Raw genomic sequence first — 20,124 nt, forward strand, 5'->3', positions numbered from 1 at the left:
CGTTTCCGTCACCGTTTTGATGTGACGCATTCTACATAATTTGATCTAGGTCATAAAGAGCTAATTGCAATTTTATCATGCAGTTTTTTCATAATCACAAATAAGATTCATCATGGTTATTGGGCTTATCCAACCAAAGATGTTCCTTACTGTCAATTTTACGATTTACACCCTGTAAAACGCAGATTACATAGGTTTACCTTAATTTTGCCCCTCTAGCTACCGAAAGCTTAAGTTTTTCTCTACTATGCACGCCTTTATTGATTAGGTAATTATTAAAACGATGGAAAAACACTCACGTAAAGAAGATTGGATTGCAGTCCTGACCGGCACGTTTTTAGTAGCGTTAGGCGTCTTCTTTTTACAGTCTGCGCACCTGCTTACCGGTGGTACTACTGGTTTGGCTCTACTGTTGAGTCAATTTTTGCCTGTAACCTTCGGTATTCTATACTTTGTCGCTAACTGTCCATTCTATCTATTGGCGTGGAAACGTTTTGGTCGCAGCTTTGCGATCAGCAGTGCGATTTCCGGCGCTTTAGTGTCTGTGTTTGCCGATCATTTATACTTGGTTATTTCGCTCGAAGTTCATAATGAGATCTACTGTGCAGTAGCCGGTGGTTTATTGATGGGCTTGGGTATGCTGATTTTATTCCGTCATCGTTCGAGCTTAGGCGGCTTCAACGTCTTGTGTCTATTTATTCAAGATCGCTACGGCATCTCAGTGGGTAAAACTCAAATGGCGATCGACGCGTGTATTCTGTTTGCCTCGTTCTTCTTTGTATCGCCTTGGGTGATTGCAGTGTCAGTGCTAGGTACAGCAGTACTGAATATCGTACTAGCGATGAATCATAAACCCACACGCTACTCGGTGAACTACGCGTCTTAACACCAGCTATCCAATCAATGAATTACTAGCTGTTTTTCATAACGAAAACAGCTAGTATTTAGCTTTTATAAGCTACCCCTCTTTCGTTATGCAAGATTACCTCTCCAGCGCCAAAGACACTCAAACCTCGATCTTCATTGAAGGTTTAGAATTCAACCCAATGACACGTGTCTTGAGTTGCAACGAGCAGGTCATCGATTTAGAGCCTCGTTCTATCGAGTTACTTGAGCTATTTCTCACGAGCGTCGGAGAGCCATTAGCGGCAGAGCAAATTATCTCGGCAGTTTGGCAAAGTAATTTCATCTCCAAAAACGTACTCACCAACCGAATCAGCACACTTCGCTCGGTACTACAAAAACACTTGCCAGAGAGCGACGCTACCAAGATTTTGGTCACTTACCCACGCAAAGGCTACTTTCTTAGCCCTAGCTCGGTCAGCTTATCTAATGCAGCATCTAAAACAGCAGAAACAGTTTTGGAAACAGAACAACCTAAAGCGCGAAAAACTCCGACGCTAGTGACCTCTGTTCTCCTGTTAACGACTCTGGTGTTACTGATCACTACAGCAAGCTTGGGTTACATGTTATGGCATTCGTCGAACCATGCCTCTGAGGTTGAACGTGAACAGAGGTTAATTCCTAAGGTTGAGCTGCTACTCAATCGCATCGATGCGGTCGGTGACAATGCAAGACATTATCGCAAGATGGTTAAAGCTCTGTTGCTTCAACAACAAATTGAGTACGCCTATACCGATTTAGCCAACCAAGATGCCCCAAGTTACTTCCTGGATCCGGTAGATAGCTCTCCTTTCTTCCCTGGCGCAAAGAACATGCGCACCAGTGACTATCTGCTTAATATTCAGCTGAAGGACCAAGAGGTCGACAAACGACTCGCAGCCAAGGTCAGCCTTATCTACCCGAGCTCAGGTAAGCTTGCCTTTCGTGGCGTTTATTCTATTGAGATAGACAATCTCAGCGAGAGCTTGATGGAGATTAACCAAGAACTTGCGAGCTACTTTGCTCTGCCTGCTCCGCTCTACCCGGAATGGTCTGTCGACAATCACGCATTAAGTGCTCTATTGAATGGCACGACTATCGATCTTGAGAACGTACCACTCAACGTGATGACCTCAACGCTGATCGCTCGCCAGCTAGCGCTATTTGAGACAGATCACCAGCGACTGATTCGATTTACTAGCCTAGTGCAAACCCACTTTAAGTTGATTCCAGACGAACTTAAGCTGTGGCTGGGGATTATTCACTTCAAGTTGAGAGATCTGCAAACTTCGAAGGAATTCTTAACCAACACCGCCGGAAACTCGACTATCGAAAATGCTCTGGTTTATATGGTGGTATCTCACGTCGCTTATAAGCAAGGAGACATGGATAAGTTTCGCCTCAACTACATGGAGTCTTTGGTTGCCTTACTACGAGTCGTTCCATCGGAAGAACTGTTTGCGCGCTTATCCAAGCCAGAGTCAAAATCGACCTGCCTTCAGCCTTGGAAAAATCTAAAACTCAGTGTCAAAGAGCCGCTGATCATCAAGCAGTGGGAGAATCTGATGCTAAATTACTGTACGGCTGTCGGGCATCAACTATCGGACTAAATAATATAAAGCCATTAATAACAGTAACTTAAATATAAATTAAGGTTTCATGTGTCTTCGTTTTTTGCCCTATAAACCCTCATATCAATAGCATTCCTAAAAACATCCGACCGCTCACGGTCAACAACATTATTAGGAATGCTTCACATGAAAAAAACCATGACGCTGCTTGCGACTTCTCTTTTTGCTCTTTATGGCTGTGGCGGCGGAGGCGGCTCTTCTTCTGGTTCAACCAATGGCAATAAAGGCCCAAGCAATCTAGTCGATTACCCAATCAATGACTCTCAATTCGCGCCTCAAGCAAGCACAGCATTGAAATACGCATTTACCAAAGATGGTGAAACTGAAGGCTCGATGACGATGAACTTCACGCCGTTAAGTGGTGAGCTCGTCATTGCAGGTTTAGAATCAGAGTCAGGCAATGAAGCGGAAATTCAAGTTATCAACGACCTGATCAATTACGGCATCACCGAGTTTTATGTCTCTGAAGACATCATGACGAATGCTGAAGGCACACAAGAAGACGGCAGCATTTATTTTGCAGGTCCTGATCGTGGGTTACACGAAATCACCAATGCTTACTTCATTGGTAGCCAATACATCACAAGAATGATGTACAGCAGCCCGCTGTTCCGTTTAAAAGGAACAGATGTAAAAGAGAGCAACCCAATTATTGATATCAGCGAAGAAACCATTTCACTGCAGATCACGCTTGATGGAGAAGCCGTCGCGAATATGTTGAGTGACTTTGAGGATCACCAGTGGGTGCAATCACTGCCAACTGATGCGTCATGCCAAGTTACTTGGCAGCAAGAAATCAATGAAACAGGTATACGTAAAAGCTTCACTGTTTCGGGTAAATCGATCGAAGCTGCGAATCTTACGGAGAAAAACACTTACTACATTGGCTGTGTCGGTATGGATTCAGCAGAGTTTGGCACATCGTCTGAGCGCTGGTTCAACCCAACGATTGGCCTGATTGAGCAGATTGAATTGATGTCAGTAGAACAATCTACCATTGAGGAATCAGCAGCTAAGCTGACAGCAATAGAAAAAGCGTAGTGATACTAACTGCAGCACACTGATGTAAAAAAGGCTTTGGGGAGCAATCCAAAGCCTTGTTGGTAAGCTTATGACCTACTGGGGTACTAAAGATCATGAGCTTTATTTTGTGTTTAGATATACCTTAATAAAGTGACCTGGCTACCTAGCCCTCAATCAACAAAATACGAGTCTCGTAAGGGCGAAATACTTGATGATGCGATGTTACTGAGCCATCTGTCTCTTGATAGTTAGAAAGCAAGCACTTGGCATTCGTCATATCAAAACGCTCAGGTAAAGTACATTCCGACCCTTCACCATAATAGTTATTAATACACAGTAGAGTCTGCTCTTCACTCTCACGAGAATACGCAAATACCGATGGGTGCTCTGGTAGCAAATCTTGATAACTACCATGAGTAATCACAGGCACCTCTTTACGAAGTTCAATCAAACTCTTGTAGAAATAAAACACCGAGTCTGTGTCTTCCAGAGCTTGCTCTGCGTTGATCTCAGGATAGTTGTTCGCAACATCCAGCCATGGCTGAGCCTTCGAAAAGCCCGCGTGCGCTTCGCTATTCCATTGCATCGGTGTGCGAGAGTTATCACGAGACTTCTGCGCTAGAATCGCCATCATATCTTGATGATCCACACCATCACGATTGACCATGATATCGTACATGTTAGTGCTCTCTACATCGCGATACTGGCTAATTTCGGTATAACCTGGATTCGTCATACCAATCTCTTCACCTTGATAGATATAAGGTGTGCCTTGCATCATGTGAACAGACGCCGCCAGCATTTTAGCCGACTCAACGCGGTAGTTCTTATCATCACCTAAACGACTCACCACTCGCGGTTGGTCATGGTTACACCAGAACAGCGCGCCCCAACCCTTTCCGTTTAAGCCAGTTTGCCAATGGTTGAAGATCGATTTGAGCTGCAAGAAGTCAAACGGTGCATTAGTCCACTTCTCACCATTGGTGTAATCCACTTTAAGATGGTGGAAGTTAAACACCATCGATAACTCACTGTTATCAATGTTTGAGTACTGCTGGCAATGCTCGAGTGTCGTCGAAGACATCTCACCAACCGTCACGCTGCCATATTTCTGGAATACCGCTTCGCTGATCTCTTTTAGATATTCATGTACACGTGGGCCGTCTGTGTAAAAACGGCGACCATCACCGATATCGTCATTAGGGAAATCTTGCTGCTTTGAAATCAGGTTAATCACGTCTAAGCGGAAACCGTCGACGCCCTTCTCAGCCCAGAAGCTGATAACGTCTTTCACTTCTTCACGTACGACCGGATTCTCCCAGTTCAGGTCGGCTTGCTCTTTGGCAAACAGGTGAAGGTAATATTGACCAGTCGCCTCATCGAGTTCCCACGCATTGCCCCCGAACTTAGACTGCCAGTTAGTTGGAGCTTGACCATCTACTGGATCTTTCCAGATATAATAATCGCGGTACGGGCTGTTTTTGTCGCCCAAAGCAGATTGGAACCATGCATGTTCAGTGGAGGTATGGTTAACCACAATATCCATCACGATACGAATACCACGCTGATGCGCTTCAGCCAGCAATAAGTCGAAGTCTTCCATAGTGCCGAATTGAGGGTTAATCGCGTAGTAATCTGAAATATCGTAGCCGTTATCAATCATTGGCGATGCGTAAACCGGAGTTAACCAAATTGCATCGACACTCAAGTGTTTGAGGTAATCCAGTTTCGAAATGATCCCTTTGATATCACCAGTTCCTTTGCTTCCACTGTCACAAAAGCTCTTTGGGTAGATTTGATAGATGGTTGCGGTTTTCCACCAACTTTCATCATGCTCAGTCATCGCCATCTCTAACACTCACTTACCAGAAAATATAAAATAAAAATCACCATGTGAATCATGGTCGAATAGCCGTTATAACTAAAATAAAAAGCTATAACTAAGAGAAAAAGCGATGACTCAATTGAAGTCATCGCTTATAAAATGCGTTACGCGTTTGCGGTTTCGAGCTGACCTTTTGACTGTGCGCGCTTGTAGAAGAACAGCGTCAAGGTTACAGGTAATACAATCGCCACCAGCATCGCAATTAAGTAAACAGACCAATATTGCGGTTGAATAGATAAGATGCCCGGCAAGCCACCAACCCCGATACCATTCGCCATCACACCGGCACTACCACAGATTGCAGCCGCAGCGGCACTGCCGATCATTGCGCTCAGCATTGGGAATTTGTATTTCAAATTGATGCCGTACATCGCAGGCTCTGTCACACCTAAGTAGGCAGAGATTGCGGCTGGAACCGAGATGTCTCGTTCACCTTCGCGTTTACTTAAGATAATGATGCCAACAACCGCTGAAGCTTGTGCAATATTAGATAGCGCAATCAAAGGCCAGATTGGCGTACCGCCTAAATCTTGCATCAACTGCAAATCGACGGCGTTGGTTGTATGGTGAATACCCGTAATAACCAAAGGTGCGTAAAGGAAGCCAAATACCACTGAACCAAGAATCGCGAAATCACCTGTCATGGCCGCTTTCGCAGCGAATGCGACGCCATCACCCAGCATACGACCGAATGGACCAATGAAAGCGTGCGCTAGAATCACAGACAAAATGATCGACACGAATGGCACAACAACGAGATATAAGTATGCTGGCACGATGCGCTTTAGATTGGTTTCAATGAATGCCAGAGCCACACCCGCTAGCATCGCAGGTATCACCTGAGCCTGATAACCGACTTTCTCGATCACGAACAAGCCAAAGTCCCACACCTCAGGTACCGATTTACCTATCATGTAAGCGTTCATGAGTTGCGGCGACACCAAGGTCACACCGAGCGTGATGCCCAAAATAGGCGTTCCGCCGAGTTTCTTAACCGTCGCCCAACACACACCAACCGGTAGGAAGAAGAAAATCGCTTCGCCAATCAGCCACAAGAAAGAGTGAACGGTTGCCCAGAATTGGCTGATTTCAACTAAGGTTTTGCCGTCGAACATGCGAATGTCGCCAATCACATTACGGAAACCAAGAATCAAACCACCAGTAATAATAGCAGGCAGCAGTGGTACAAAAATTTCGGCTAAATGGGAGATACCACGTTCAAGGAAATTCATGTTCTGACGAGCGGCTAGCTTCGCTTCATCTTTTGATGAGGCCTCTTTACCCGTTTGCTCAATCAGAAGTGCGTACACTTCATCAACTTCGGTACCAATAACTACTTGGAATTGACCTGCGTTGGTAAAGCAGCCTTTAACTAGCTTGAGCTTTTCTAGTTCTGCTTTATTTGCTTGTTCTGTCTCATTCAATACAAAACGCAGACGAGTCAGACAATGGCTGACACTCGCAATATTTTCTTTGCCGCCGACTAACTCGATAAGACGCGTAATGTCTTGCTTCGCTATCTTACTCATACTACCCCACCCTGGTTTCATTCAATGAATCATCTAAACCATTCAGTCACAATCACTCAGGCTTAGATTTATGGGAACATTCCCAAAACTGGTTATTATAATGCCTAGCTGAATGATAAATTAAAATGGGAACAGTCCCATTAATTGAAAGAGATCACACTCTAGTTTTAATCTAAGCGGTTCAATTTCGCTTAATTGAGTGGATTATTGAATTGGTGATTGAGTGTGATGAGAGATCTCTGTATTACCTAAAAGCTGAGATATCAATAAATTAGCTGCCAACTTGCCTGCGGATTGATAGCCAGGATCAATACTAAATACGCGAGGAAACAAGAAAGAGAGAAGATCGTTACCACCAACACCGGTTACAACGACATCTTCACGTTGTCGTTCTTGCAGGCGCTTGATTACACCAAGAGCTAATGTGTCACTGGCGCAGACAATCGCTTGGGTTGTAGGAGTCAGTACCTCATCCACTAACTGATAAGCGCTTTCATGATGAAGTTGACCTGTACGATAATTCGCAATCACCCCACTGTTCTCGCACCAATCTAGATAAGCCTTGAGACGAAGTTCACCGGTTGATTTATCGCTAGGATCGACACCAATAAATCCAACATCGGAGATCCCCTGATCCGACAGATGCGCTAACGCACTGTTGATCACCTGTTGGTTGTCATAGTTAATAGACGTTACGTTTTCAGTATCCAACGCAATCACCACAGCTTTGTGCCCCCAAGCTTCGATAGCAGGGATGTCACAATCCGTAAAGCCAAACACAATGATGCCATCCACATTGCGACGCTTTAGAACCTGAAGGTGTTCATTGGCTTTGTCTCTGTCGAGTTGGCTTTCCATGATCACTACATCGTAATCTGCTCGATACAACTCAGCTAGCATAGTACTTACCGCTTTGTTTTCTGAGGGAGAATCCAAACGAGAGATGATCACGCCGATAACTTTTTGGCTGCCACCACGCATTGATTGCGCAGACTTTGAAGGCGTATACCCAGATTCTTGAATTACTCTTTCCACCCTTTCACGGGTTTCAGGTTTCACTTTAGGATCATTGGTCAGAACGCGAGATACGGTTGACTTACCAACACCGGACAGCTTAGCAATATCGAGAATAGTGAGTTTTTTGCTCATAAAAAGTCTAACGTTAAAGGGAGGAAAATAAGCAGTGAGGGCATAATCCCTCACTTAACTGTTTGTAAATCTTAGTCGTTAACTATGACTTACTTTCGGCAGTTTCGATAGACCACACGGCCAAGTTCTAGACGTGCGTTGTCACCTTTAGTACGTAAAGTGACGCTGTTGATAAGCTCCGCAGTACCATCATCTAAGATGTATTTGGTGCCTGAACCTGCTGCCACTTGAGTCAGACGGTATTCATTTTCAGGTAAACGTAATACCGCTTTCTCATTATCAAGGTAAGCCACTTCAAATGAAACGTCAGACTCACATTGATAAGTCACGAATTGATTGTCCGATGCAGCACTATCCGGCGCTGCTGATTTAGAGCACCCCATTAATGCTACCGTACATAGAGATGCTACCAACATAGCTTTCATACTTCGTTCCTCATCTTTATACCGGTAAAGGTCGTGACATGTCTTAGCCTTTCAGGAAAGCAGGCACGTCCGCAATGCTATCAAGGACAACGCTTGCCAAGGCTTCACCCTTTTCAGTGATTGGTTTACCGGTTCTTACCAATACCTTAGTGCCAACACCTGCCGCTTCTGCAGCCATCATGTCTTCAGCTTTATCGCCGATCATTACGGAGTTAGCCATATCAATCTTTAGAAAGTCACGTGCGGAAATGAACATGCCAGGCTTTGGCTTACGGCAATCACAATCTTGCTTGTAGTCACCAATACCGTGTTCAGCGTGGTGAGGGCAGTAATAAATGCCATCCAGCTCAACGCCATTATCGACAAAGTTCCAATCCATCCACTGCGTTAAAGAGAGAAAACGGTCTTCACTAAACATGCCGCGAGCAATACCAGACTGGTTAGTCACAAGCACCAATAAATAACCCATATCTTTAAACGCTTTCGCCGCTTCAAACACACCATCGATGTATTCAAAGTCATGCTCATCATGTACGTAGCCGTGATCAACATTAATCACACCATCACGATCTAAAAAAACAGCAGGTTTAGACAAAATTTTGTTCTCTATCAACTCTCTATTAATCATTAATTATTACACGCTTTATTTGCTTCATCACTATCTATTTAGTTTTGCGTTCGTTAACGATTTGTTTCCATCTTAGCAATACAATCGACGTTTAGCCGTCTAGACGTAAAAATATCTATTGACTTAGATCACGGAACACCATAGCATCGTCTGTAAATCGAGCGAGCTATCGACATATTATTCTGTTCTACCTGCACGGGTTTCTCTATGATTAAAGTGAATCAAGTCAATAAGGTTTTTTATCAAGGCACTAAAGAAATCAATGCCTTAATTGATATCAACCTCCACATTCCTCAAGGTCAAATCTTTGGAGTCATCGGCTCTTCAGGTGCAGGCAAAAGTACCCTAATCCGCTGTGTAAATATGTTGGAAGCCCCGACTTCGGGTGAAGTGATTGTTGATGGTATCGACCTAACAAAACTCAGCAAATCAGAGCTTAGCGAAGCGCGCCGTAACATCGGCATGATTTTCCAGCACTTCAACCTGCTGTCTTCTCGTACTGTATTTAACAATGTAGCACTTCCTCTAGAACTAGCCGGTAAAGATAAAGCGGTTATTGAAGCGAAAGTCAGTGAGCTACTTGAACTGGTTGGCCTTGCAGACAAGCGTGATACTTACCCGGCAAACCTAAGTGGTGGTCAAAAGCAACGTGTCGCGATTGCTCGTGCACTGGCATCAGACCCAAAAGTACTGCTGTGTGATGAAGCGACCAGCGCTCTGGATCCTGCAACCACTCAATCGATCCTTGAACTGTTGCGTGAAATCAACCGTAAGCTACACATTACTATCCTGCTTATTACGCATGAAATGGATGTAGTGAAAAGCATCTGTCACGAAGTGGCGATCATCGGTGGTGGTGAATTGGTAGAGAAAGGCACGGTTGGCGACATCTTTGCGCATCCTAAGACTGAGTTAGCGCATCAATTTATTCGTTCAACCTTAGATCTAACAATCCCTGAAGATTACCAAGCACGCTTGCAAGAAACTCGAGTCGATGGCAGTTACCCTCTGGTACGCCTTGAGTTCACAGGTGCAACCGTTGATGCTCCGCTAATGACGCAAATCGCTCGTAAATTTAATATCGATGTCAGCATTCTAAGCTCTGACCTTGATTACGCCGGTGGCGTGAAGTTCGGCATGATGGTGGCTGAACTGTTCGGCAACGAAGCAGATGATAATGCTGCTATCCAATTCCTACGCGATAACAATGTAAAAGTAGAGGTGCTTGGTTATGTCCTTTAGTTTCAACGAGATTGCTGACTGGATCAGCCTTAACGGTAACCTTCTATTAGAAGCAACGGGCGAAACACTTTACATGGTTGCTGTAGCAGGCATTGTTGGCTTTGCTGTCGGTATCCCCCTAGGCGTGATTCTACACACCACCAAAAAAGGCGGCTTGCTAGAAAACACCAAGCTTAACCAAATTCTTGGTGCGGTAGTCAACGTCGGCCGTTCAGTGCCTTTCTTAGTGTTGATGGTAGCGATTATCCCACTGACCAAGATGCTGATTGGCACCTTTATCGGTACAACAGCGGCGATTGTTCCACTAACTATTGGTGCAATCCCATTTGTTGCTCGTCTTATCGAAAGTGCACTGCTTGAAGTACCAACGGGCCTAGTTGAAGCAGCGCAATCAATGGGCGCGACACCAACACAAATCATTAGCAAAGTTCTGCTTCCTGAAGCACTACCGACTATTATCAACTCAGTAACCATCACACTCGTTACCCTAGTGAGCTACTCAGCAATGGCAGGTACAGTTGGTGGCGGCGGCCTAGGTGATGTGGCGATTCGTTACGGATTCCACCGTTACGATGTGACCATCATGGCTGTAACGGTAGTGATGTTGATTGTGCTTGTACAAATTATTCAATCAATCGGTGATTCATTAGTTCGCCGCGTTGACCACAGATAAAGACTCAGCGTTAAAACGCAAACTATCTAAGACAAGAGTCGTCTGAACCAAATTAAATAGATTTATTAAAAGGAGATTATTATGAAATTTAGCCTTAAAGGTTTACTAACTATCGCAGCGGCAGCTTCAGCGCTAGTTCTAGCAGGTTGTGGTGATAAAGAAGTTGATACGTCTAAAGTAAAAGTAGGCGTAATGGCAGGTGCTGAAGCTCAGGTTGCAGAAGTTGCAGCTAAAGTAGCGAAAGAGAAATATGGCCTAGATGTTGAGCTAGTAACGTTCACAGATTACGTAACACCAAACGCAGCACTAGATGACGGTTCTATCGACATCAACGCATTCCAACATGCACCTTACCTAGATCAGCAAGTGGCTGACCGTGGTTACAAACTGACTATCGCTGGTAACACGTTTGTTTACCCAATTGCAGGTTACTCGAAAGAAGTGAAATCGGTAGACGAAATCCAAGATGGCGCGCGCATCGCTGTACCAAACGATCCGACAAACCTAGGTCGTTCTCTACTGCTTCTTGAGCAACAAGGTCTACTTGAGCTTCGTGAAGGCGCAGGTCTTCTTGCAACAGTACGTGACATCGTTAAGAACCCGAAAAACCTAACGATTGTTGAGCTAGACGCAGCACAACTACCACGCTCTCTTGATGACGTAGCACTGTCTATCATCAACACAACTTACGCGAGCTCTATCAACCTGACTCCACAAAAAGATGGCGTATTCGTTGAAGACAAAGATTCTCCATACGTGAACCTAATTGTGTCTCGTGAAGAGAACCTAAACGCTGAAAACGTACAAAACTTCGTTAAAGCTTACCAAACTGAAGAAGTGTACAACGCGGCATCTGACATCTTCCAAGGTGGCGTAGTTAAAGGTTGGTAATCACCTAAACTGCAGCATCATATAGATACCCGAAGGGGCTGACATTATGCCAGCCCCTTTTTTATTGCTCGCAGTTAATTCGAGAGGCTCGGCTTACCACCAAGCTTCTACTTGCATACCGACACTCATTTCACTGCTTTTACCTTCACCGAAAGCATTGTCGTTTTCTGCGTCATTCAGGTATGTCGCAAAGATACGGAACTCAGGACGAGACCAGAAACCCACTTGCGGTACCCAAGCCTGAGCAACGGTAAACTTACCGCCCGCGCCGTCTTGGTTATCAATGGTCTCCACAAAGCCACCAATTTCAAGAATGGTACGCATGCGCTTGTCCCACTTATAAAGCGGTCGAATCACGGCACTGAACGACTCATCATCACTGTTGTTCGCACCCACACCGGATGATGCGGCATAACGCACCGTGTGACCAAATTCGATATTCTCACCGATTTCTAGTACGCCCCAGTTAATCAATCGAAAACCATCCGCATCATTATTGTTGGCATCACGAACGATACCCTTACCAGACCCAAAAGTCGTCATCTGCTCGGCATAACCAGAGTTAGCAACTTGAAGGATGGTCTTGTTGAAACCACCTACTAAATTTTGATTTAAGCTGGCGGTCAACATCACACTATCATCCGCATCCACCGTTTGACCCTGCTTTTCATTGGCGAAGTTCATATCAATACCAACCTCAAGATCCGCATTGTTCCACAATGGAATACCTGCATAGCGTATATCAGCAATCATGGCTGTGGTTTCTTTGCCATCAAACACATCACCTGTCACCGTATCTTGAATCAATGCCACCGATAATTTACCTGGTCCCATATTGATATGTTCAACACCTGCACCAATACCACTTACATCCCAGTAGTAATTATCAACAATGTGTACATCATGGCGTTGGTAGTAGCGCTCACCTGCCCAAATACCAATGTCTTTATCTTCAAAAAGTCCTACCGCTTGAACATTAAGTTGAACCACATCAACGCTTTTATCCGCGGCGTTCTCATCTTGGCCTTGCCAGTACGACAACATGGAATCAACTAAAAATGAAACGTCGTCCTCAGCATACACCTCTTTCTTAAAGCCAAACTCACCATATAGGTCATTTTCGTTGCCGAGTCGGCCAACTTTACTCACCTCCCACTTGCTGTTTGAACCGCCTTCATTACTAAGTCCAACGCCGCCCCGCATGTAGCCATTGAACTCCAATGGCGTGGTTTCATCAGCGTATAAATTAGGTGCCAGTAACGCAGTAGAGAGTGCAGCAGCAATAGGTAACAGTTTCATCGTCCATTCCTTTCAGATCTAGAATCAGGTTATTATTTATAAATGGGAACATTCCCATGGGATCGATCCCATTTATATTGAGAGGAATATAAATTGAAAGAGAACTGATCAATTACTGTGATCAAGTTAACTATTGAAATCAGAAAAAGTTGATAGGTGTAGGATTAGCCTGATGAATGCTTTGGGCTAAAAATGGAGGCATAAAGCACAAAATGGGTCTAGTTGAGAACAGATAAGAGAATAAGACAGAGAGTCAGGGAAAGAGAAAAATGGATAAATCAAACAGGTATCGAAGCATCTGATTGATACCTCGACACCTAAACTTGACGATTAAATAAGCTCAGCTGGATTACTTAAGTTGATCCCAAGAGATATTTGATACCAGACGGCAGTCATCACACTTGAAATAGAAAATATCGTGGATCGGCGCATCTAGTAGCCATTCACCGCCACATTGCGGGCATTTACGCTCTTTTTCATCTTTCAAACTCGTGCCGCCCACACGGTACAAGTAATAGTAAGTGGGGATCTTAGTCAGATATTCGATGCGCCCTCTCAAACCCCAACCACGCTTAAACAATACGCTTTTGGTATCGCTGATTTCCGTCAAGGTTGCGTGTTCAGCTCGACAGCCACCACCCATTTGTACTTCATCACAGGCTTGCCATTCCGTCTGCCATTTCAGCACAGCTTTATGGTCGCCATTAAACGTTGGTGGATTACGGTATAGTGGGATCGGCAACAAGCTATCACCACTGCGCAGCGGTGAGCAGGTATGCACAAAGGTGGTGTACAGCACTTGCCAACTTGGCGCTTCATCTTCAGCCACTTCTTCTGAGTTCAAATCTCGACCCAGTAAGCGCATTTTCGGAGTAAGCAGGCTCGCATTAGACAGACGATCCAAGCACACTTTCACAAAATCTGAGTGGTTACGTGGGTGCAAGCTATCTTGCTCCGGGCACACAACGCGAACATAAAATTCACCATCACCCATCACGATAGGAAACTCACGGCCGAGCACTTGTCCGTTATAACGCAGTGCATCCATTAAGCCATTCACCGCCTTGTCGACAGCGCTTACCGTTGTGTTATCAAAACACTCAAATTGAAGTTCTAGTACGTACATCTATTTATACCGCTGGTTGTAACTTTTCTAAAAACTCAGCCAATGTCTCAGCAAGTACATCACGATTTTTGGTGCCTAAGCGCTCTAAAATCACGTTGCCAGTTAAGTTACAGATAGAGATAACATCCAGCTCAGCATCAGTTGCTGCGATAAAAACCGTCGGTTTCAGCTTTAAGCGACGCTGCGTTACCAAGTGACCTAGAATGTTTTCTTGTAGACATTCGAAGTCTTCATCACTCCAAATTTGCAGAAGGGTCAGCTCATTACCGTCAAATGTCGCATTCATATCAGCGCTGTATTGAGCACCGTAGAAGGTTTTGATGTCTTCATGCAGTGTTAGCTCAATGCCCGTTTCTACGTTAGTAAAATCAGCAAATTGCTCACGTGGATAGTGTTTCCATAACACGGCGTCACCGCTCTTTTCTTCTACGCATGGCGATACGATGTCCACCAACTCCTCATTGCGAGGTAAGCTTTGGTGTTGCTGTTGCCACGCGTCAACGTATCGTTGACTAAAAGAAACCAGTGCGTCTTGAGCACGTTGAGTCATGAAAATCTCCTAAACACATAATAATAAATAGAATCTGAGCCTCTCCTTGTCGAATAAGCTTATCTAATAAGCGATGACTTAATGACAGGGTAAAGGGGATTCAGTAAAATCGACCCCATTCTAATCGAATTTGAAACGAAAGTATGAGCAAATATTCTGACGCAAAAGAACTAGCGGGTTTAACGCTGGGCCAAAAAACTGAGTACTCTAACCAATACGATGCAAGTTTGTTGCAACCAGTACCGCGTAGCCTGAATCGTGATGATCTCGCGCTAAACGGCGAATTGCCTTTTGTTGGTCATGATATTTGGACCATGTACGAGCTTTCGTGGCTGAACACAAATGGCCTACCACAAGTGGCGGTGGGTGAAGTTTTCATCCCAGCAACTAGCCCAAATTTAATTGAATCAAAATCTTTCAAGCTATACCTGAACAGCTACAACCAGACTCAATTCGACAACTGGGAACAAGTGACTGAGCGCTTAACGCAAGACCTATCGGCATGTGCAGGCGAAGCTGTGATCGTGAATGTTAACTCGGTAACCGACTACACCAACCAACCTATCGTGACGATGGAAGGCGAATGTATCGATAACCAAGATATTCAAATCACTAGCTACGACTTTGAAGCGTCTCTGCTTGAAGGTGCTGCTGGCGAACAAGAAGTCGAAGAAACACTGCACAGTCACCTATTGAAATCGAACTGCTTGATCACCAATCAGCCGGATTGGGGCAGTGTTGAGATCGCATATTCAGGCAAGCAAATTGACCGTGAAGCCCTGCTGCGCTATTTAGTTTCTTTCCGTGAGCATAACGAATTCCACGAACAATGTGTTGAGCGTATCTTCACTGATATCATGAAATACTGCGCGCCTTCGAAGCTAACTGTTTTTGCACGTTACACGCGTCGTGGTGGTCTGGATATCAACCCATACCGTTCAACAGAGCAAGATAGACCAAACCACAATAAGCGTATGGCTCGCCAATAATAGGCAAACCACACACTTATTTGGCACCTACCTAATCTTTAAAGGACATTGAAATGCGTTGGTTATACGTTGTTAGCCTATTTATTTTAAGCTTGAGCACCTCGGTGAATGCGTCGGTCTATTCCTCGGCGCTACTCAACGAAGCCAATAACTTGGTTGAGATTGAACCAAGCCAAGCAAAACAAATGGCCAACAGCTACCTGACGCTTCGTGTCCTTTCTGATCAGCGCGAGAAAAGCCCTTCGGCGATTTCGCGCGAAGAGACAGACTCCTCGATCCGCACTCCAAACAGCAGTATCGATGCCTACAAGATCTTAGCGAAAGCGGAGTACAACCTTGGCAATATTCGTATTGCGATCAAGCACATCGAAAAAGCCTCTGAACTCGCTAAAACCTACAAGCTCGACTATCTAAAAGTAGACCTTGAGATCCTTAAGGTTCGTTTAGTATGGCTCAATGATAAAAAATCCGACAAAGCCAATACTGCGCTAGAGAATATAGAAGCTAACCTAGAGTCAGTAAGCAAAACCTTGCGCCTAACCGAAGGCATCACCTACCGCTTAATCATGTTGAAAGCAGACATCGCGTCATACGACAACAAGATCGATGAAGCGGAGAAATACTACCAAGAAGCCAAGAATTACCTCGACCAACGTTATTCAGAAAAAGTATCCATCGACTACCACATTGCAGTCGGTGAGTTTTACCTAAACCACAAAGAGTACAATCACGCGCTGTCTGAATTGCTATATGGCTACTGGAAGTCAGTAGAAGGCAACCTGAGTGCACGATTAGCAAAAGTTAACCGCCTACTGGCTCAGTTGTTCTTTGAGCGCCAAGTGTTAGACAAAGCACTAGAGCACCTCTCTCAAGCCGCTGATTTCTATGACAACTTTGAAAATTCGCCAGTATTAGCTCAAGTGCTCAAAAAAATGGGTGATGTGTACTTCTACCAAGGTAAATATAACCTTGCCCTAGTTCATTTCTTCAACGTACTGGATCATGAAAGTACTGACCGAGATATCTACCAAGTCATCGATATTCGCTTAAGTTTATCAGCGACTTACCTGCGCCTTTATAATTACCCTCTTGCAGAACAGTACCTCACCCGTGCCCTTGAACTGCTAGAGTATACCGATATTCCAAAGCTGGAAGGACGTGCTGCGCTCCTATCCGCTGGGCTGGCTTACCACCTTCAAGAGAGTGAAGATGTGATCAAGCATGCGACACGCGCGCTTGAGATCTCACGCCAAGTCGAGAACTCACGCTTATCACAACGCTCTTACTACTTGCTCTCTTTGGGTTACGAACAAGCAGGTCGCCCTCAACAGGCACTCGCTAATCTCAAACAATACAACAGCCTAGTCTCGTTAGAGCAGCAAAAACTCAACCGTGTTGGCGAAGATGCATTCCGCCAACAGAAAGAGTTTGCCGAGCAGACCTTACACTACGCAGGACAAGCTCAAGAGCTAGAGAAATACAAACTTGAACATCGCAAGTTCCAGAAGATCGCGTTCGCACTATTCCTATTCAGCATTGTGTTGTTCTTCTTTGTGTTACGCCGAGGCTACATTATTCAAACCTTGGCCAAAGAGGTGGATTCACTGCGCACCGACCTCTTTACGCACTCGCGTTCGAAACTGCCGAACCTAAGAATGCTCAACGCCAAACTGTCGAACTCTTTAGAGCAAACCAGCCAAACCTTTGAACAATGGCAGATGGGTGAATTGATTCATGAGCCATTGAATGACCGTCTGCGCTTCGTGATGATTGATTTGCCTTTCCTACGCAATATGTACACACAGAACGGCTATAAAGCAGGTCTAGAGCTTGAAGATTCGTTCGGTGAGTTCCTCAAGTCGAAACTGGAAGGTCCATCTCGCGTCTACCACTTCTCGGATGCCAACCTGCTCTATATAGAACCGAATTCAGATCGTGATTCATCGCCTGAAGCCATGTTCAGAAAGGTTCAATCTTGGGTGAATGAATTCGAGACTGAACGCAATATCAATCGCACGGTTCGCATGGGCATCGCTGACTACCCATTCTTGCCACGCGCGTACACTGCGATTAACGATCAAGAGTTATTAGATGTGCTACTGATGTCGACAAATCTGGCGCGTGAGATAAGTCTCAAAGAGCGCAGCAGCCAATGGGTATACCTAAAAGCTATCGACAACGCACCGGCTGCGAGCCTTGCAACCGGTAACATAAGAGAAGCGTGTAAACATGCGATTAATCAAGGGTTAATAAAGATACAATCCTCGTATCAGAATGAGGACAACATCAAAAAAATGCTAAAAGATGACTGATTTGCGAGCGGTTAAGACTTGCAACTCGTGACCTTATTTTTAGTTTTGTTATTATCGATGTAACGGAATTTCATCAAAATGATCGAGATCGATCTACGCGGCGCTAATTAATACATCTATGGGCATTCTTGAAAAAGACATTCAGGCGCAACTCCACCAGCTGAAATTTCAGTTGGAGCAAGTTCGTTTGACGCAAAGAGACACCTCGTTCAAATTTATTCGCGAACAGAAAGTTCTAAAGCGAATCGTCACATCTTTAAGTGACGCGTGCGTTGGCAGTAATAGCCATTTAGATGAAAACCTCATTGCCCTTAGGGAAGAGCTAGAAAAACAGAAAGACATTAGCTCGATGATCCCAAAGCTGGCAGTACTAGAAAGGATGCTGAAGCAGAAAACCTTGGCTATGGATAAACAGAACGGATATCTGGACGATAGCATTAAGCACAGTGGGGAAACGCTGCAACGCATAACCGGCCTTCCAGCACAGCTTAAACGCGACCTACGAAACTTACTTAGCTTCTCCGAATGCAATGGTAGTCAGAAAGTCGACCATGCAATAAAACTGCTCGGTATTTATGAGCGTGCCATAAAGATCATGGCGAATAACTCACGCTCTCAGTTCGCCGACACTGCACACAGCCCAGAACAAGAACTCCTTTCTGATCTATCAAACGAATTACAACATCTGATTACCGAACTCGATTTTGAGGGTGAATCAGGTGATGTGCTGACCGATATTCGCGCAAAGCTATTGCTTGGTGTTTCTACACAAAACCTGCTTGAGCTGACACTTCAGATCCTCAAGCTAGTGATTGAAGGCACCACACTAGAGCGTAAAAAATCTGAGCAGTTTATCGACCAACTCAACGCGTCACTCGCATCGAGCATAAAAACCGCAGACCAGAATACCGATCAAAGTCAGAGCTACTTTGAGCACCGCCAAGGCCTCAACTCTGAGCTCACTGAGCTGGTGAGCAAAAGCCAAAGCTCAGTTGAGAGAGCGAAGGATATTGATAGCTTAAAACAGTCGATCAATCCTCTACTCAGTGAAATCGCCTCTCTATCTGAAAGGTTGAATCACGCCGAGCAAAAAGAGCAAGCACTGATCGAACGAATGAGCTACGGAAAAACTCAGCTCGATTCCCTATATGAAGTGACTCAAGATTACCGTAAGCGTTTAGAAGATCAGGCTCAGCGTATGCTGCTTGACCCTCTAACAAAGGTGTACAACCGTACCGCGTTTACCGATCGTTTAGAGCTTGAGTACCGCCGTTGGATTCGCGCACAACACTCGCTACGTGTAGTACTGCTTGATATCGACAATTTCAAATCGATCAACGACAGCTTTGGTTACACTGCGGGCGATAAAGCCCTAAAGATCATCGCAAGAACCATCACCAAAGAAGCCAGCACTACCGATACCGTAGCGCGTTTTTCTGGTGAAGAATTTATCTTATTGCTACCAGAACAAACCGATGAATCTTGCCATCAGGTGATTCAAAACATTCAAACTCAGGTAAGCCGTTTACCATTTAAGTTCCGTGACCAACAAATCACCATCACCTTATGTGCAGCCAGCACTCAATTCAAAGAGTCAGATACGCCAGAAGAAGTGTTAGAGCGACTCAATAAAACATTAAATAAAGCAAAACATCGTGGAACCAACCAACTTGTTTGGAACTAAGCAGCCCTAGATTTAATTTATTTCATTTTTTCAAATACTTATCACATACCAATTTCCTAAATGTTTGCTAAGCTAATGATTAACATTCGCTTAACAAGCATTCTTGGCAAGCAATGCTGTATATAAGATTTCAAGCAACCGTATATTTGCTCTTAACCAATTTTTATATAATCCATTAAGCAACGCTGTCGTATCCGTTTCGTCTG

General features: G+C 44.6%; 17 protein-coding genes. 9 read left to right on the plus strand and 8 right to left on the minus strand.

All coding sequences use genetic code 11. The features are described from left to right. Positions 1 to 283 precede the first annotated feature (283 nt). The 3 genes from OH460_RS06185 (at position 284) to OH460_RS06195 (ending at position 3,554) form a co-directional block, all read left to right on the plus strand. Positions 284 to 886 carry a YitT family protein gene (locus tag OH460_RS06185; protein ID WP_061032592.1) on the plus strand — a complete coding sequence of 201 codons (603 nt, stop codon included), beginning with the start codon at positions 284 to 286 and terminating at the stop codon, positions 884 to 886. 88 nt (positions 887 to 974) lie between these two features. Continuing rightward, entirely contained in the window at positions 975 to 2,492 is a 1,518-nt protein-coding gene (locus tag OH460_RS06190) for a winged helix-turn-helix domain-containing protein (protein ID WP_269995958.1), read from the plus strand. 147 nt (positions 2,493 to 2,639) lie between these two features. Next, entirely contained in the window at positions 2,640 to 3,554 is a 915-nt protein-coding gene (locus tag OH460_RS06195; RefSeq protein WP_269995959.1) for a hypothetical protein, read from the plus strand. A 145-nt stretch (positions 3,555 to 3,699) separates the two neighbouring features. On the opposite strand, the gene treC is transcribed toward OH460_RS06195, so the two are convergent. From treC to gmhB, 5 genes are all read right to left on the minus strand, one after another. After that, positions 3,700 to 5,385, minus strand: a complete 1,686-nt coding sequence (gene treC / locus OH460_RS06200) for an alpha,alpha-phosphotrehalase (protein ID WP_269995960.1) — start codon at positions 5,383 to 5,385, stop codon at positions 3,700 to 3,702. 140 nt (positions 5,386 to 5,525) lie between these two features. Continuing rightward, the gene (treB, locus tag OH460_RS06205; protein ID WP_269995961.1) at positions 5,526 to 6,950 is read right to left on the minus strand and encodes a PTS trehalose transporter subunit IIBC; all 1,425 of its coding nucleotides are present in this window, start codon (positions 6,948 to 6,950) and stop codon (positions 5,526 to 5,528) included. 204 nt (positions 6,951 to 7,154) lie between these two features. Continuing rightward, entirely contained in the window at positions 7,155 to 8,099 is a 945-nt protein-coding gene (treR, locus tag OH460_RS06210) for a trehalose operon repressor TreR (RefSeq protein ID WP_008222915.1), read from the minus strand. Between the two features lie 89 nt (positions 8,100 to 8,188). Further along, positions 8,189 to 8,524 (minus strand): MliC family protein, encoded by a 336-nt coding sequence (locus OH460_RS06215; RefSeq protein WP_171731052.1) that lies wholly within the window; start codon positions 8,522 to 8,524, stop codon positions 8,189 to 8,191. A 43-nt stretch (positions 8,525 to 8,567) separates the two neighbouring features. Next, positions 8,568 to 9,119 (minus strand): D-glycero-beta-D-manno-heptose 1,7-bisphosphate 7-phosphatase, encoded by a 552-nt coding sequence (gene gmhB / locus OH460_RS06220; RefSeq protein ID WP_004738542.1) that lies wholly within the window; start codon positions 9,117 to 9,119, stop codon positions 8,568 to 8,570. A gap of 240 nt (positions 9,120 to 9,359) precedes the next feature. Here gmhB and metN point away from each other — a divergent pair, with 240 nt between their 5' ends. From metN to OH460_RS06235, 3 genes are all read left to right on the plus strand, one after another. After that, entirely contained in the window at positions 9,360 to 10,394 is a 1,035-nt protein-coding gene (metN, locus tag OH460_RS06225) for a methionine ABC transporter ATP-binding protein MetN (protein ID WP_008222913.1), read from the plus strand. Beyond that, complete coding sequence (locus tag OH460_RS06230) at positions 10,384 to 11,067, plus strand: methionine ABC transporter permease (protein WP_008222912.1); 684 nt, start codon at positions 10,384 to 10,386, stop codon at positions 11,065 to 11,067. The genes metN and OH460_RS06230 overlap by 11 nt, the downstream gene beginning before the upstream one ends. Before the next feature lie 81 nt (positions 11,068 to 11,148). Continuing rightward, the gene (locus OH460_RS06235; protein ID WP_061032585.1) at positions 11,149 to 11,958 is read left to right on the plus strand and encodes a MetQ/NlpA family lipoprotein; all 810 of its coding nucleotides are present in this window, start codon (positions 11,149 to 11,151) and stop codon (positions 11,956 to 11,958) included. A gap of 93 nt (positions 11,959 to 12,051) precedes the next feature. Here the strand turns inward: OH460_RS06235 and OH460_RS06240 are convergent, their stop codons facing one another. The 3 genes from OH460_RS06240 to syd form a co-directional block, all read right to left on the minus strand. After that, positions 12,052 to 13,257 carry a carbohydrate porin gene (locus tag OH460_RS06240; protein WP_269995963.1) on the minus strand — a complete coding sequence of 402 codons (1,206 nt, stop codon included), beginning with the start codon at positions 13,255 to 13,257 and terminating at the stop codon, positions 12,052 to 12,054. Between the two features lie 349 nt (positions 13,258 to 13,606). Next, positions 13,607 to 14,383: a Zn-ribbon-containing protein gene (locus OH460_RS06245; protein ID WP_061032583.1), complete on the minus strand. Its 777-nt coding sequence runs from the start codon at positions 14,381 to 14,383 to the stop codon at positions 13,607 to 13,609. 4 nt (positions 14,384 to 14,387) lie between these two features. Beyond that, the gene (gene syd / locus OH460_RS06250) at positions 14,388 to 14,933 is read right to left on the minus strand and encodes a SecY-interacting protein (RefSeq protein ID WP_004738534.1); all 546 of its coding nucleotides are present in this window, start codon (positions 14,931 to 14,933) and stop codon (positions 14,388 to 14,390) included. Positions 14,934 to 15,076: 143 nt separating this feature from the next. On the opposite strand from syd, the gene queF reads away from it, so the two are divergent. From queF to OH460_RS06265, 3 genes are all read left to right on the plus strand, one after another. Next, a complete protein-coding gene (gene queF / locus OH460_RS06255; protein ID WP_105057506.1) occupies positions 15,077 to 15,922 on the plus strand; it encodes an NADPH-dependent 7-cyano-7-deazaguanine reductase QueF in 846 nt (281 codons plus the stop codon). A 53-nt stretch (positions 15,923 to 15,975) separates the two neighbouring features. Next, a complete protein-coding gene (locus tag OH460_RS06260) occupies positions 15,976 to 18,234 on the plus strand; it encodes a tetratricopeptide repeat protein (protein ID WP_269995964.1) in 2,259 nt (752 codons plus the stop codon). Positions 18,235 to 18,352: 118 nt separating this feature from the next. Continuing rightward, a complete protein-coding gene (locus OH460_RS06265; protein ID WP_061032580.1) occupies positions 18,353 to 19,918 on the plus strand; it encodes a sensor domain-containing diguanylate cyclase in 1,566 nt (521 codons plus the stop codon). The last annotated feature ends 206 nt before the right edge of the window (positions 19,919 to 20,124 follow it).

The organism is Vibrio sp. Makdt (assembly GCF_027587015.1).
GTDB classification, from domain to species: domain Bacteria; phylum Pseudomonadota; class Gammaproteobacteria; order Enterobacterales; family Vibrionaceae; genus Vibrio; species Vibrio chagasii_B.

Excerpts from the sequence above, each read along its gene's own strand:
- OH460_RS06185 (WP_061032592.1), top strand. The coding sequence starts at position 284 with ATGGAAAAACACTCACGTAAAGAAGATTGGATTGCAGTCCTGACCGGC.
- OH460_RS06190 (WP_269995958.1), top strand. The coding sequence starts at position 975 with ATGCAAGATTACCTCTCCAGCGCCAAAGACACTCAAACCTCGATCTTC.
- OH460_RS06195 (WP_269995959.1), top strand. The coding sequence starts at position 2,640 with ATGAAAAAAACCATGACGCTGCTTGCGACTTCTCTTTTTGCTCTTTAT.
- treC (WP_269995960.1), bottom strand. The coding sequence starts at position 5,385 with ATGGCGATGACTGAGCATGATGAAAGTTGGTGGAAAACCGCAACCATC.
- treB (WP_269995961.1), bottom strand. The coding sequence starts at position 6,950 with ATGAGTAAGATAGCGAAGCAAGACATTACGCGTCTTATCGAGTTAGTC.
- treR (WP_008222915.1), bottom strand. The coding sequence starts at position 8,099 with ATGAGCAAAAAACTCACTATTCTCGATATTGCTAAGCTGTCCGGTGTT.
- OH460_RS06215 (WP_171731052.1), bottom strand. The coding sequence starts at position 8,524 with ATGAAAGCTATGTTGGTAGCATCTCTATGTACGGTAGCATTAATGGGG.
- metN (WP_008222913.1), top strand. The coding sequence starts at position 9,360 with ATGATTAAAGTGAATCAAGTCAATAAGGTTTTTTATCAAGGCACTAAA.
- OH460_RS06230 (WP_008222912.1), top strand. The coding sequence starts at position 10,384 with ATGTCCTTTAGTTTCAACGAGATTGCTGACTGGATCAGCCTTAACGGT.
- OH460_RS06235 (WP_061032585.1), top strand. The coding sequence starts at position 11,149 with ATGAAATTTAGCCTTAAAGGTTTACTAACTATCGCAGCGGCAGCTTCA.
- OH460_RS06240 (WP_269995963.1), bottom strand. The coding sequence starts at position 13,257 with ATGAAACTGTTACCTATTGCTGCTGCACTCTCTACTGCGTTACTGGCA.
- OH460_RS06245 (WP_061032583.1), bottom strand. The coding sequence starts at position 14,383 with ATGTACGTACTAGAACTTCAATTTGAGTGTTTTGATAACACAACGGTA.
- syd (WP_004738534.1), bottom strand. The coding sequence starts at position 14,933 with ATGACTCAACGTGCTCAAGACGCACTGGTTTCTTTTAGTCAACGATAC.
- queF (WP_105057506.1), top strand. The coding sequence starts at position 15,077 with ATGAGCAAATATTCTGACGCAAAAGAACTAGCGGGTTTAACGCTGGGC.
- OH460_RS06260 (WP_269995964.1), top strand. The coding sequence starts at position 15,976 with ATGCGTTGGTTATACGTTGTTAGCCTATTTATTTTAAGCTTGAGCACC.
- OH460_RS06265 (WP_061032580.1), top strand. The coding sequence starts at position 18,353 with ATGGGCATTCTTGAAAAAGACATTCAGGCGCAACTCCACCAGCTGAAA.